Here is an 11,946-nt window from a genome sequence, read left to right as displayed (position 1 = left end):
TAATTCAGTCCAGAGAGGCTGGCAAGGGCAGCGGATTTCGTAATCACGCGTGGATCAGGCATTTCCTGTACAGGAATGTTCTGTGTCTTCGCGCGGGTTATGATGTACAAAGAGGCTACTTGTCAGCGTAAAAGCGTGATGAGTAGCCTCTTTTTCTGCTTTTTTATGGTATCAGAACACTTTTATTTGGAGGGTTTCTGATGAGCAAACAAGATCAAGAGTTTTCATGGCAAGAGGTGCCAAAAGCACAGCGTAATCATTTTTGGAAGACGTTATCCGTCATGCTCGGCTTTACTTTTTTCTCAGCGAGCATGCTGGCGGGTGGGACACTTGGTGTCAACCTGACCTTTATGGAATTCATGGCGATTGTACTGGCAGGAAATCTGGTGCTGGGCATCTATACCGGAGCGCTGGCGCATATCGCTGCCAAGACAGGATTGTCCACCCATTTGCTGGCGAAATATTCGTTTGGTGAAAAAGGTTCTTACCTGCCTTCATTCCTGCTGGGTTTCACACAGGTTGGATGGTTCGGTGTCGGCGTTGCGATGTTTGCCATTCCGGTTGCCAAAGCGATGGACTGGAATGTGTACCTGTTGATCCTGATCTTTGGACTGGCGATGACGGCCTCAGCCATCTTCGGGATGAAATCTCTTGTTATTCTTGGTTATATTGCTGTACCGGCGATTGCTATACTCGGGGGTTACTCCATGTTTGAGGGGACGGGATCACTCGGCGGTCTGCAAGGGCTGCTGGATTACACGCCAACACAGACGATTACTGCGGCGGCGGCTCTGACCATCTGTATCGGTTCGTTCATAAGCGGCGGTACGCTGACACCGGACTTTGCCCGGTTTTCCCGGACGTCCCGGCAGGCGGTTACGGCGACGGTGATTGCATTTTTCCTCGGTAACTCGCTTATGTTCCTGTTCGGGGCAGTCGGCGCAATGGCGTACAACCTGGCTGACATATCAGAAGTTATGTTCCTGCAAGGTCTGCTCATTCCTGCAATCATCGTACTGGGCCTGAACATCTGGACGACCAACGACAATGCTCTATATGCTTCGGGTCTGGGGTTTGCCAACATTACGAAAATTTCGAAAAAGTTTTTTGTTATCATCAACGGAATCATCGGAACGGTATTCGCAATGTGGATGTACAACAACTTTGTGGGTTTCCTGAACGTGCTGGGCGCAGCGATTCCTTCGATCGGAGCAATTATCATTGCGGACTATTTCATCGTGAAACGCAGATCGTATGCACCATTTGCCGACATGAATTTCAAAAAAGTAAACGGGGTAGCTATGGCTGCATGGGCCATCGGAGTAGCGTTTGCACAGCTGGCTCCCGGAGTAACACCGCTTAACGCGCTGATCGGTACAGCCGTGGCGTATGTAGCCCTCATGGCCATCGCGTCCATGACATCATCCAAAGAAAAGGGGAAAACACATGATTATACAGAACGCAAAATTGCGGGGTAAAGAAGGCCTCTGGAATATCGTCGTTAGAGACGGGAAATTTGAGCAGATCACACAAGAGACACAGTCTGCTACGGATACAAATGGAGAGATACTTGATGTTGGCGGAGCACTGGTGCTTCCACCATTCATTGAACCGCATATTCACCTGGATACAACCCTGACAGCAGGGGAGCCGGAGTGGAATCTGAGCGGTACGTTGTTCGAAGGCATTCAGCGCTGGTCGGAGAGAAAAGCATTTTTGACCCATGAAGATGTCAAAACACGTTCCAAAACAGCTTTGAAATGGCAGATGGCACAAGGCATTCAGCATGTGAGAACACATGTGGACGTGACAGATCCAAGCCTGATCGCCGTTAAAGCGATGCTTGAAGTGAAGGAAGAACTCGCACCTTATATCGATATTCAATTGGTTGCTTTCCCGCAGGAAGGCATTCACTCTTATCCAAACGGCGCCGAGTTGCTGGAAGAATCACTTAAAATGGGCGTAGACGTTGTGGGCGGTATTCCTCACTTTGAGTTTACGCGTGAGTATGGCGTGGATTCCATGAAAGTGGCTTTTGACCTGGCTGAAAAATATGATCGTCTCATCGATATTCACTGTGATGAGATAGATGATGAGCAATCCCGTTTCATCGAAGTTGTTGCCAAGGAAGCATACGAACGCGGGCTGGGCTTACGCACGACCGCAAGTCACACAACAGCGATGGGATCGTACAACGATGCTTACACGTACAAGCTGTTCCGTCTGCTGAAGATGGCGAATCTGAACTTTGTGTCCAATCCGCTGGTGAATATCCACTTGCAAGGACGCTTCGATACGTATCCGAAGAGAAGAGGGCTGACGCGCGTGAAGGAGCTGCAGGAAGCCGGTTTGAACGTCTGCTTCGGGCATGATGATATCTTCGATCCATGGTATCCGCTCGGTACGGGGAATATGATGCAAGTGCTGCACATGGGCATTCACGCCTCCCAGCTGCTCGGATACGACCAGATAGTGAATTCGATTGACCTGATTACGAAAAATAGTGCAAAAACCCTACACATTGAGGATCGTTACGGTGTTGAAGAAGGCAAACCTGCGAACTTCATCGTACTTGAAGCCGAGAATGAATACGAGGCAGTTCGCAAACAGGCTGCAGTTCTGTATTCCTTCAGGGAAGGTCGCAAAATCGCGGAAACGAAACCGCGTGATACATCCATCATTTTGGATGGTAGCTCGGAGAAGGTTACCTTTAATAAATAGTAAATAGTCGCAGGACGGTTCTGCTTATGCAGGGCGGCTGACAATGATAAGAATGTATGACTCATGACCAGCTCATCCGTATGCGAAGAAAGTACATCTCCTTGAAACAGGGCTAATCATCTACATGGATGTTAACTCTGCATCAAGGAGTTTTCTTTTTTTTGATATAACTCTGGAAACAGAGGTAGGGAGGTGAAGTGAAAAAATAAATAGGATATATTGTAATAATATGAATTTACTTCTATTAAATCATCGTATATACTAGATTCAACCCGAACAAGCGCTACTTATGCTGACAGTAAGAGTTTTATTTATTTTATTATGAAAGCGCTTTTATTATAGGGGTTATGAGTAAAAGAAAGGAGGCATAGGTGTCTGTAATCAGATGAATTTAGATTCATCCAAAATAATAATTACGTTAACTATTTTACTGGAGGTGTATTCATGTTTAAATCCAAACTCATTAAAGCTGCCATGTCTGTTGCTCTTTTAGGTTCATTATTTGCTATACCGCCACTCCCTTCTGCCACCGCGGCTGATGCCCGTTGTCCTAACGGTTATGTAGGTCTGACTTTTGATGACGGCCCTTCCAACAATACTAACAATATTCTTAATGCTTTGAAGCAGTCGGGTCTTCGTGCCACGATGTTTAATACCGGACAAAACTCGCAAAACAATCAGGCTTTGGTTCGTGCGCAGGTATCCGCCGGCATGTGGATTGCCAACCATTCCTATACGCATGCGGATATGACAAAGCTGAATACTTCTCAGATGGCATCTGAGATTACACGTACACAGCAGACCATTCGTTCCATTACAGGTTCATCCCCTTCACTCTTCAGACCGCCCTATGGTGCTACCAACGCAACGGTGAAATCGGTCATTAGCCAGAACGGCTTGAGAGAAGTATTGTGGAACGTCGATTCACAGGATTGGAATGGGGCGAGTGCCTCCCAGATTGTAGCTGCGGTGAATCGTATGGCAAGCGGAGATGTTATTTTGATGCATGATCAGTACCAGACAACACTTCAGGCTATTCCTCAGATTGCTCAAAATCTAAAAAACCGCGGCCTGTGTGCCGGTATGATCTCTCCATCCACCGGACGAGCTGTTGCACCGGATGGGGCAACCAACAATCCACCAGCAACAACGGTGAGAATTGAAGCCGAAAATATGACTAAAAGCGGTCAGTATACCGGCAATATTAGCTCCCCGTTCAACGGTGTTGTTCTCTATGCCAATAACGATGCAGTAAGAACAACTCATAACTTTTCAAGCGGAACCCATTCATTCGCCCTGAGAGGCGCGTCGAACAACGCCAATATGGCCAGAGTGGATCTAAAGATTGGCGGGCAGACCAAAGGTACTTTTTATTTTGGAGGCAGCAGCCCCGCGGTGTACACGCTGAATAATATCAGTCATGGCACCGGAAATCAGGTGATCGAGCTGGTGGTAACAGCAGACGATGGCACCTGGGACGCATATCTCGATTATCTGGAGATAAGCTAGTTCACTTTTTCGTAGCTTTAGAGCGTAACATTCTGCAGCTTAAAGTTTGGGCTATTTCAATGTCATACACCTTACGTGGTGTGTGTCGGCGAAATAGCCTTTTCTGTGTTTTTTGAAATGAAAATAAAAAAGCGAAAACAAAATGTGACCAAATGTCGTCCGTAAGAGTGTTAAGGGTATAAAGGAGGGCATAACAACCATGCAGCAATCCATATCCCAGCCAGGAGAACAAGTTATGAGCATCTATGAGACGTATGCGGATACGCTGTTCCGGATTGCTATGATTCACCTCGGCAAACGGGAAGATGCGGAAGAAGCCACTCAAGATACGTTCATTAAATTCATGGAAAAAGCGCCTGCATTCAACGATGCGGAACATCAAAAAGCATGGTTGATCCGGGTGATTACGAATCATTGCAAATCCTTGCTCCGTAAAGGCTGGCGTAAACGGGAAGTGAAGCTGGAAGCTGTGGAACCAATCATCATGGACGATCCTGAAGATCAGGCTTTGATTGAACTGGTGTTGTCTCTGCCCGTGAAATATAGATCGGTCGTTCATCTCTATTATTACGAAGATTATGCAGTCCGGGACATTAGCAAGATTTTGGAGATTAGTGAATCGGCAGTAAAGATGAGATTACAACGGGGGAGACAACTTTTAAAACTGGAGCTTGAGGGGGAGGAACAACCATGAATGAAGAGCAATTCAAACAACAATATAAGAAAGCGGTGGATCAGATGAAAACAGATGACCAGATGAAAAAAAGAATCGTACAGAACGTGAATGCGCAGCGGCAAACAACGAAGCGTACGCGTAAATCGCTTTACATAGCAGCAAGTGTTGTCATCGCCGCCAGTATCGGACTTGCAGCACCAACCGTCTGGCAGCAATGGGGTGGAACAACTACACCTGCTAAAGAGGTGGCGTTAAATACTGAAGGGGTTGCCAAGGGCTCGGTTACCGAAGGTCAGACCGTAATCAAGACTGAGAATTCAAACATTGTTCCCGTAGAGATTCCGAAGATTGAGCTACCCAATGGGGATAACCAGAATGTTAAGGCAGACATGATTGGATTAGTTGTTTATCATGGAAATGTCTATACCGAATCTGCGACAACAGTGGACGGTGCAGATGCCTTGGCGCTGCGAGGTGAGAAACTGGGCAAAACCACTGGTGGTATTCATGAACTAAGTGGTCAAGATGATTACAAAGAGCTGGCCTCGACGATTGGTACAGCAGATATGTACACCGTGAAAGGATACGATTCGGATTTTCGGATGATGTCTTATATAGAAATAGACGGGCAAGTCTATGCGCAATTGTTTGATAGAACCAATGATATATCGGTCAGCGGCCTATCTGATCTTCTTGGCAAACTTAACATTAAGGATCACGTGACTTCGGCACAGTGGGAAGGCTTTGATAGCTGGAATAACGGACTGCGGCAGCTCCAGCAGCTTCCGGTAGACCATTCACTGAATAGCTTTATTGAGAAACTGTCTTTAGCAGCTCCGGTTGCAGCAAGTCCTGAACTGCAAGAACGTCTCTATGGCAAAGAAGATCGTAAAATGCTTTATTTGACTCTGGATGATAAAACAAAGGTTCAGCTTGTGTTATTTGGAGAGGAAGGCATGGTACGTTACGGCCATGCTCCCGTATTTTTCAAAGTGGACCAGGAGGCGTTCCAGCAATTCTGGAACAGCCTGAAGTAAGTATAGGGATTATGAAGTGGTACATCTCTAATGCATGAGGGCAGCCAGTCGGCTGCTCTTTTTTAATACATGAAATGTCAAAAATAGAAATTCATAAAGTCATACCCTTATCATTTAACAGGCTGATGAACTGCTGCAGCGCGCTGCTGATATATCGGTTTTCACCCCGGGGAGACTTCGCTTTTTGAAAGAGATCATTATGGCGGTAAAAAAAGAGATCAGCACTGAGCGTATCATCATCCGCTTTTCCGAAAAAAAGATGATGATGCGTCATATGTATGGAATTCCAAGGTGGAGACACTCCAAGCCTATCTGGAGCTTTTTCGTGAAACGGGCATCACCATATTGCACCCATCAACCGAAAGTTATGCAGCTGACTGGTCAGTTGAATTTAACTTCCATCAGGCGGTTAGGACACAATGGGAGCATATGATTATCGGAGTAGGGGATCTCAGTCTGGAGAGGGCGGAGGAGGCAATCAATGACGGTGTAATTGATCTGGCCGCTTTTGGTCGACCATTCATTGCTAATCCGGATTTGGTACAAAGATGGACAACGGGACTTCCGTTAACTCCGTATGATGCGACAAAGCATTTATCTGTTTTGAAGTGAATCAGACCCTTGCTGCATATTTTTCTGACCCCATGCCACCATGGATTCAATTAAAGGCACCAGTTCTTTACCTGATGGTGTAAGTGAATATTCGACTCTTGGCGGTATTTCGTTATATTGCTCCCGATGAACGATTCCGTATTGAATCAAGTCTTTCAAACAGTTCGTTAACATCGTTGGTGTGATGCCGGGCAGCCTTCTTTTTAACTCGTTATAACGAATGTTATCTTGTTCACTTAAAATCGCCAGGATCGGCAGATTCCACTTGCCACCAATGACTTGAAAAGCATAGGTAGCCGGACAGAGCTGATCAAAATTAAAATCATATTTCACGCGAAAACCCCCATTAGTATACTTTTTGATACTTAGTCAGAAAAAGAATCGTACTTGTTCTTCAGATTGTAGATATTATAATCATACTAACACAAAGTTAATCGATTAGATAAGATCAAAAAGGCGGGATAATGATGAGTAATGAATCCATGATGTGTGATTTGGAAACGGGAGTATGTGGTGTAACTGATGATGCAGAAATGCAAATGATTAATCTAAAGCAGGAAGAGAAAAAAAGAACCCTTTATTATGCAACGGATCCCATTTGCTCACACTGCTGGGCACTGGAACCTGTGTTAAATCGATTTATAGAAGAGTACGGTCATTATTTTAATGTGGAAACCAAAATGGGTGGTCTGTTAGCAAGCTGGGCAGGGTTCTCGGATGGGGCGAACGGCATCCAGAAACCTGAAGATGTAGCGGGGCATTGGAGAGAAGTAGGCGAGCATTCACGTATGCCGATTGACGGTTCCCTCTGGCTTGAGAATCCGATCCAGTCTTCCTATCCGCCGTCTCGCGTATTTAAAGTCATAGAGCGTATGCATCCGGGCAAAGAACATGCCTTTCTGAGAGTTGCGCGAGAAGCTGTGTTTGCGATGAATCGAAACATCGGAGAAGATGACGTACTGATTGAGCTTGTGAATGGGCTAGGGCTGAATGGAAAAGAAATCGTGGACAGTGCTACTCAGCAATCTGCACAAGACTTGTTGGAAGAAGACTTTGAGATGACTGCCCGGCTAGGCGTACGAGGTTTCCCATCCATTATTATTGTGAACAAGGAGCAGCAAGGCATCAAAGTGGTTGGGGCTCGCCCTCTGGAAACTTACGTTCAAGCGCTGCAACAGATTCTGGGTGAAGCGCCGAAGCCGAAGAAGATCGCTGCGTTGTCTCACAAAATTAAGGAAGGAAACCTTCTGTTCTCCAAAGAAATTGAAGTGCTGTATGATGTGGAAAAGGATGACATAGAGTCATTCATTCAATCCGAATTAGAAGAGGGTACCTATCAGGTAAGGCATATCTTAGATGAAATGGCTGTTCAGCGGGTGTGACTTGCTCAGGAAAAAGATAACAGTAGAATTAGTACATTTATCCATGTGTTATTGCAATTTCCCCGAGGGCTGTACTTCAGAAAAGTCACATTAATACATGTGATTGTGAGTAGACAATAAAAGAAGTGCGTACCCTGATCTGAATTTAGATGTGAAGGAAGGCGTATTTTACTCGTTCACTTGGTCTGATCTGATATGGAAGTAAAAGCAGCTACCTTGGATGGTAGCTGCTTTTTTTAGTTTATCTGTTATTAAATGAATAGACCACTTTAGAACAGGTTCTTGAAATAAACCAGATGATCCGTCCATTCCTCATGTTCATAAATAAAACCTTTGCGGATACATTCGAATTCCAAACCTACACTTTCAGCGAGCTTGATCGAGGGAGTATTATCCAGGTTGATATGTGCCTCCAAACGGTGGAATTTCAAAGAGTCAACTGCAATGCGAAGCACTTCGCCTACCGCTTCTTTGCCGTACCCTTTTTTCCAGTGCTGATTGTGAATGGTGTACCCAAAGCTTGCCCACTGAAAGGGTTCTCTCGCCAAGGTGGCTATATCAATCATGCCCAGATGAGTGCCGTCTTCTTTGCGGAATACCCCAAAAACATATACTTTATCGTTACGTGCCAGTTCCTGATGCCGCGCTACTAGACGCTCAAACCATTCCAGTGTACATTCGCTCATATCCATTTTTCCAGGGTCGTGTTTATGTTGGGAAGGAGACCGGCGCTCGAATTCGTGCAGCCAGTTCTCGTAATCTTCATTTTGCAATGGCCGAATCACCAGTCTTTCAGTCTCTGATCTATGATCAAATTGCTCTTTATGCATATTCAATGGCACATCTCCTTGTATCCTTGTTCGGATGTATGTCCTTTTTTCTCTGTCAGAGGACAGTGAAGTAACTTAAGTGTAACACAGTTAATTCGTTATCATCATGAGCATTACAGCATATTATTCAACATTTTAGTGTAGTAGGATGGCTCATTACCACGTCCGAGTCTAATAAAGCAATAGCCCCAAAGGGTGGTTGTGCTTAATTTCACGAAGTTGTCAGAAAGAGTTGAGCCTTTCTTGAACGTTTGTAAACAAAGCCGTGTCAGCGATTGAATTGATTAAAATTGAGGATATAATAATTTTGATTAATAGGTCTAAGCCAAGGACTAAGACGCTGTGTGATCAGGGGCTATAAGGAATCCAACCTTGTAATATCGTCCTACGTTTGCAGGATTAAATACACTAGGCGTGTGGCAACCTATCTTTGTCATCGCGTTTGTGATTTTTTTCTCATAATGTATTGGACTCGTTCTGCCTATCTCAAAATGGACTATTCAACTGATAGGTCTTAACCAATCGCACAGCTTGTTTACACAAAAACGGAGAGGACAGAAAAAGCCTGGAAAAGCGAAGCGATCGCCTTTATCACCGGATAAGGATCAAAGAAATCCGGGGATAACAGCGATTGGAGGGTTATTCTGTCATCGGAGTGCACGTGTAAACATCTTTAGTTCAGAAGCAGCAATGAATAGGGTTTGAGAGGAGGCAGTATACAATGGCAATCGATACAGTGTTATGGAGTAGACTCGTAACCGGTTTAACGCTTGCGTTTCACGTTATTTTTGCAACCATCGGTGTGGGGATCCCCTTAATGATTGCGATAGCAGAATTCATCGGTATTCGGAAGAAAGACCCGCATTACATACTGATGGCGAAGAGGTGGTCAAGAGGATTTGTTATCTCAGTGGCCGTAGGGGTGGTGACAGGTACAGCGATATCTTTGCAGCTAGCCCTGGTATGGCCGAATTTTATGAAGCTGGCTGGCAATGTCATTGCTTTGCCGCTATTTATGGAAGTGTTCGCCTTCTTTTTCGAAGCGATCTTCCTCGGCATTTACCTCTATACATGGGATCGATTCAAAAACCCGTATATCCACTGGCTGCTGACGATTCCCGTTGTTCTGGGAGCAGGGATGTCCGCGGTTTTCATTACAACCGTGAACGGGTTCATGAATCAACCGGAAGGCTTTGTCATGGAGGCAGGCCAATTCATGGCCGTTAACCCTGTGCAAGCGATGCTGAATACAGCAACGTTCTCCAAAGTGTTCCATGTATTAAGCTCTGCGTATTTGACAGGAGCGGCTTTACTAGCCGGGATCGCGGCTCTGGCGATGTTGAGAAGAGGAGCATCTGCGTACCACAAAAAAGGCTTGAACCTGATGATGGCCGTTGTTTTGGTATTCAGTTTGCTCAATTCCCTTGCTGGAGATGTATCTGCCAAGTTTTTGGCTGAGCACCAGCCTGAGAAGCTCGCAGCCGCTGAATGGCATTTCGAAACAGAGAGCGGCGCAGATTTGATTCTGCTCGGGTGGCTGAATGCGGAGCATGAGATTATAGGTGCGTTACACCTGCCCAAGCTGCTCAGTTTTCTGGCCTTCGGAGACTTCAACGCCGAGGTCACCGGGCTGAACGAATTTCCACCAGATGAACAACCGCCACTGCTGGTGCATTATCTATTCGATCTGATGGCTGGCATTGGATTCGCTCTGCTCGCTATCTCCAGTCTATATTTTCTGTTTGTGTTGTGGAAGAAACGTAATCCGCTCAACAAATGGTTGCTTCGTCTTGTTGCACTCGGTGCACCGCTTGCTTTTCTCGCGGTAGAGATGGGTTGGTTCTATGCTGAAGTCGGGCGGCAGCCGTGGATTATTCGAGGGTACATGCGGGTAGAAGAAGCCGCGACCTCATCGCCGAGTGTGCGAATTTTATTTTTTGTCTTTTTACTTCTGTATATTGTACTTGGTGTGATCTGTGCTCTCGTGTTGAAGCGATTGTTCAATAACAATCCTGCCGAGCTTGAAATGGAGAAATGGTTACAAGCGAAACAAGATAAGGCTGCGGAGGGTGCAGAGAATGGAGGGCATGTCCAATGAATTATGAGTTGATTGGTATTTCGGTGCTCTGGCTGTTCCTGTATGGATATCTGATCGTTGCTTCGATTGATTTCGGGGCTGGATTCTTTGCCTTTTACGCACGTCTTACGAAACAGGATCATCTGATTAACCGTTTGATCTCTCGTTATCTATCGCCAGTCTGGGAGATTACGAATGTATTTTTTGTCTTTTTCTATATCGGAATCGTCGGATTTTTCCCGGATACGGCTTCTTATTACGGTGCAGCATTAATTGTCCCTGGAAGCATCGCCGTTATTCTGCTTGCCATTCGCGGCTCGTTCTATGCCTTTGAGAACTACGGTTCCAAGAACAACATCGTGTACCTGTTTTTATACGGAGCTACGGGGTTGTTGATTCCGGCATCGCTCTCGGTAGCCCTGACATTGTCCGAGGGTGGCTTCATTCTGAAACAGGGAGAGACCGTTTCGCTGGATTACTGGGCTTTGTTCACCAATCCGTTATCCTGGAGTATCGTTGGATTGGCCATTGTATCTGTATTGTTTATTAGCGGAACCTTCCTGACCTTCTATGCGTCACGGGCGGAAGATCAGGGTGCCCTGAAACTCATGCGGAATTATTCTTTATTCTGGAGTACACCCACGATTATTTTAGCATTAACTGCATTTATCTATCTGGGTCAGCATAATCAGCGCCATTTTCAAAATATGATGGATCTCTGGTGGCTGCTCGCCTTATCCGTAGCTTTCTTCATGGTGGCCATGTGGTTGCTTCATAACGAACGTCGTTACGGACTTGCTTTTATTTGTATCATGCTACAATTTTTCTGTGCCTTTTTTGCCTATGGCATCGGTCAGTATCCGTACATTCTTGATCCGTATATCACGATTCAGAGCAGTGCCACCTCACCAGCCATGGGTTTCGCGCTTGTCGTTGTATTTATCGGGGGACTATGCCTGCTGATCCCATCTCTGATTCTGGTGTTCAAATTGTTCCTGTTTGATGCGGATTATGTCAAAGGCAAGAAATAAAAGGAGGGTCGTCTTGTGAAAAGGCAAAGGAAACAGCAAATCAAACCTCAAGGAAAACAGTCCGGCCTTGG

12 protein-coding genes are annotated in these 11,946 nt (G+C 45.6%); 9 read left to right on the top strand and 3 right to left on the bottom strand.

Annotated features, from left to right (window positions below; all coding sequences use genetic code 11):
• Nucleotides 1-200 precede the first annotated feature (200 nt).
• From codB to ACUTVW_RS08340, 5 genes are all read left to right on the top strand, one after another.
• The gene (codB, locus tag ACUTVW_RS08360; RefSeq protein WP_445645344.1) at nt 201-1,478 is read left to right on the top strand and encodes a cytosine permease; all 1,278 of its coding nucleotides are present in this window, start codon (nt 201-203) and stop codon (nt 1,476-1,478) included.
• Nucleotides 1,447-2,721, top strand: coding sequence for a cytosine deaminase (locus ACUTVW_RS08355; RefSeq protein ID WP_445645343.1), 1,275 nt, complete (start codon nt 1,447-1,449; stop codon nt 2,719-2,721). The genes codB and ACUTVW_RS08355 overlap by 32 nt, the downstream gene beginning before the upstream one ends.
• 444 nt (nt 2,722-3,165) lie before the next feature.
• Nucleotides 3,166-4,230 carry a polysaccharide deacetylase family protein gene (locus ACUTVW_RS08350; protein ID WP_445645342.1) on the top strand — a complete coding sequence of 355 codons (1,065 nt, stop codon included), beginning with the start codon at nt 3,166-3,168 and terminating at the stop codon, nt 4,228-4,230.
• A gap of 199 nt (nt 4,231-4,429) precedes the next feature.
• Nucleotides 4,430-4,924 carry an RNA polymerase sigma factor gene (locus ACUTVW_RS08345; RefSeq protein WP_445645341.1) on the top strand — a complete coding sequence of 165 codons (495 nt, stop codon included), beginning with the start codon at nt 4,430-4,432 and terminating at the stop codon, nt 4,922-4,924.
• Complete coding sequence (locus ACUTVW_RS08340; protein WP_445645340.1) at nt 4,921-5,943, top strand: hypothetical protein; 1,023 nt, start codon at nt 4,921-4,923, stop codon at nt 5,941-5,943. The genes ACUTVW_RS08345 and ACUTVW_RS08340 overlap by 4 nt, the downstream gene beginning before the upstream one ends.
• A gap of 91 nt (nt 5,944-6,034) precedes the next feature.
• Here ACUTVW_RS08340 and ACUTVW_RS08335 read toward each other — a convergent pair whose 3' ends face one another.
• Nucleotides 6,035-6,217 (bottom strand): hypothetical protein, encoded by a 183-nt coding sequence (locus ACUTVW_RS08335; RefSeq protein ID WP_445645339.1) that lies wholly within the window; start codon nt 6,215-6,217, stop codon nt 6,035-6,037.
• 17 nt (nt 6,218-6,234) lie between these two features.
• On the opposite strand from ACUTVW_RS08335, the gene ACUTVW_RS08330 reads away from it, so the two are divergent.
• Nucleotides 6,235-6,555, top strand: a complete 321-nt coding sequence (locus ACUTVW_RS08330) for an oxidoreductase (RefSeq protein WP_445645338.1) — start codon at nt 6,235-6,237, stop codon at nt 6,553-6,555.
• On the opposite strand, the gene ACUTVW_RS08325 is transcribed toward ACUTVW_RS08330, so the two are convergent.
• Nucleotides 6,538-6,888 (bottom strand): winged helix-turn-helix transcriptional regulator, encoded by a 351-nt coding sequence (locus ACUTVW_RS08325; protein WP_445645337.1) that lies wholly within the window; start codon nt 6,886-6,888, stop codon nt 6,538-6,540. The genes ACUTVW_RS08330 and ACUTVW_RS08325 overlap by 18 nt on opposite strands.
• A gap of 134 nt (nt 6,889-7,022) precedes the next feature.
• Here ACUTVW_RS08325 and ACUTVW_RS08320 point away from each other — a divergent pair, with 134 nt between their 5' ends.
• A complete protein-coding gene (locus tag ACUTVW_RS08320) occupies nt 7,023-7,937 on the top strand; it encodes a DsbA family oxidoreductase (RefSeq protein WP_445645493.1) in 915 nt (304 codons plus the stop codon).
• Nucleotides 7,938-8,206: 269 nt separating this feature from the next.
• On the opposite strand, the gene ACUTVW_RS08315 is transcribed toward ACUTVW_RS08320, so the two are convergent.
• Complete coding sequence (locus ACUTVW_RS08315; RefSeq protein WP_445645492.1) at nt 8,207-8,767, bottom strand: GNAT family N-acetyltransferase; 561 nt, start codon at nt 8,765-8,767, stop codon at nt 8,207-8,209.
• A 721-nt stretch (nt 8,768-9,488) separates the two neighbouring features.
• Between ACUTVW_RS08315 and ACUTVW_RS08310 the strand changes: the two genes are divergently transcribed.
• Nucleotides 9,489-10,865 (top strand): cytochrome ubiquinol oxidase subunit I, encoded by a 1,377-nt coding sequence (locus ACUTVW_RS08310; RefSeq protein ID WP_445645336.1) that lies wholly within the window; start codon nt 9,489-9,491, stop codon nt 10,863-10,865.
• Nucleotides 10,862-11,875 carry a cytochrome d ubiquinol oxidase subunit II gene (locus ACUTVW_RS08305; RefSeq protein ID WP_445645335.1) on the top strand — a complete coding sequence of 338 codons (1,014 nt, stop codon included), beginning with the start codon at nt 10,862-10,864 and terminating at the stop codon, nt 11,873-11,875. Before ACUTVW_RS08310 ends, ACUTVW_RS08305 begins: the two co-directional genes overlap by 4 nt.
• The last annotated feature ends 71 nt before the right edge of the window (nt 11,876-11,946 follow it).

The sequence above is a fragment of the Paenibacillus sp. TSA_86.1 genome (assembly GCF_052691815.1).
The sequence above is the reverse complement of the archived record's forward strand: the minus strand, read 5'-3'. Positions and strand labels throughout refer to the sequence as shown.

What these genes read in the sequence shown, in the direction of transcription:
- codB (WP_445645344.1), top strand. Translation starts at nt 201, where the DNA reads ATGAGCAAACAAGATCAAGAGTTTTCATGGCAAGAGGTGCCAAAAGCA.
- ACUTVW_RS08350 (WP_445645342.1), top strand. Translation starts at nt 3,166, where the DNA reads ATGTTTAAATCCAAACTCATTAAAGCTGCCATGTCTGTTGCTCTTTTA.
- ACUTVW_RS08335 (WP_445645339.1), bottom strand. Translation starts at nt 6,217, where the DNA reads ATGACGCATCATCATCTTTTTTTCGGAAAAGCGGATGATGATACGCTC.
- ACUTVW_RS08320 (WP_445645493.1), top strand. Translation starts at nt 7,023, where the DNA reads ATGAGTAATGAATCCATGATGTGTGATTTGGAAACGGGAGTATGTGGT.
- ACUTVW_RS08305 (WP_445645335.1), top strand. Translation starts at nt 10,862, where the DNA reads ATGAATTATGAGTTGATTGGTATTTCGGTGCTCTGGCTGTTCCTGTAT.
- ACUTVW_RS08345 (WP_445645341.1), top strand. Translation starts at nt 4,430, where the DNA reads ATGCAGCAATCCATATCCCAGCCAGGAGAACAAGTTATGAGCATCTAT.
- ACUTVW_RS08355 (WP_445645343.1), top strand. Translation starts at nt 1,447, where the DNA reads ATGATTATACAGAACGCAAAATTGCGGGGTAAAGAAGGCCTCTGGAAT.
- ACUTVW_RS08310 (WP_445645336.1), top strand. Translation starts at nt 9,489, where the DNA reads ATGGCAATCGATACAGTGTTATGGAGTAGACTCGTAACCGGTTTAACG.
- ACUTVW_RS08315 (WP_445645492.1), bottom strand. Translation starts at nt 8,767, where the DNA reads ATGCATAAAGAGCAATTTGATCATAGATCAGAGACTGAAAGACTGGTG.
- ACUTVW_RS08340 (WP_445645340.1), top strand. Translation starts at nt 4,921, where the DNA reads ATGAATGAAGAGCAATTCAAACAACAATATAAGAAAGCGGTGGATCAG.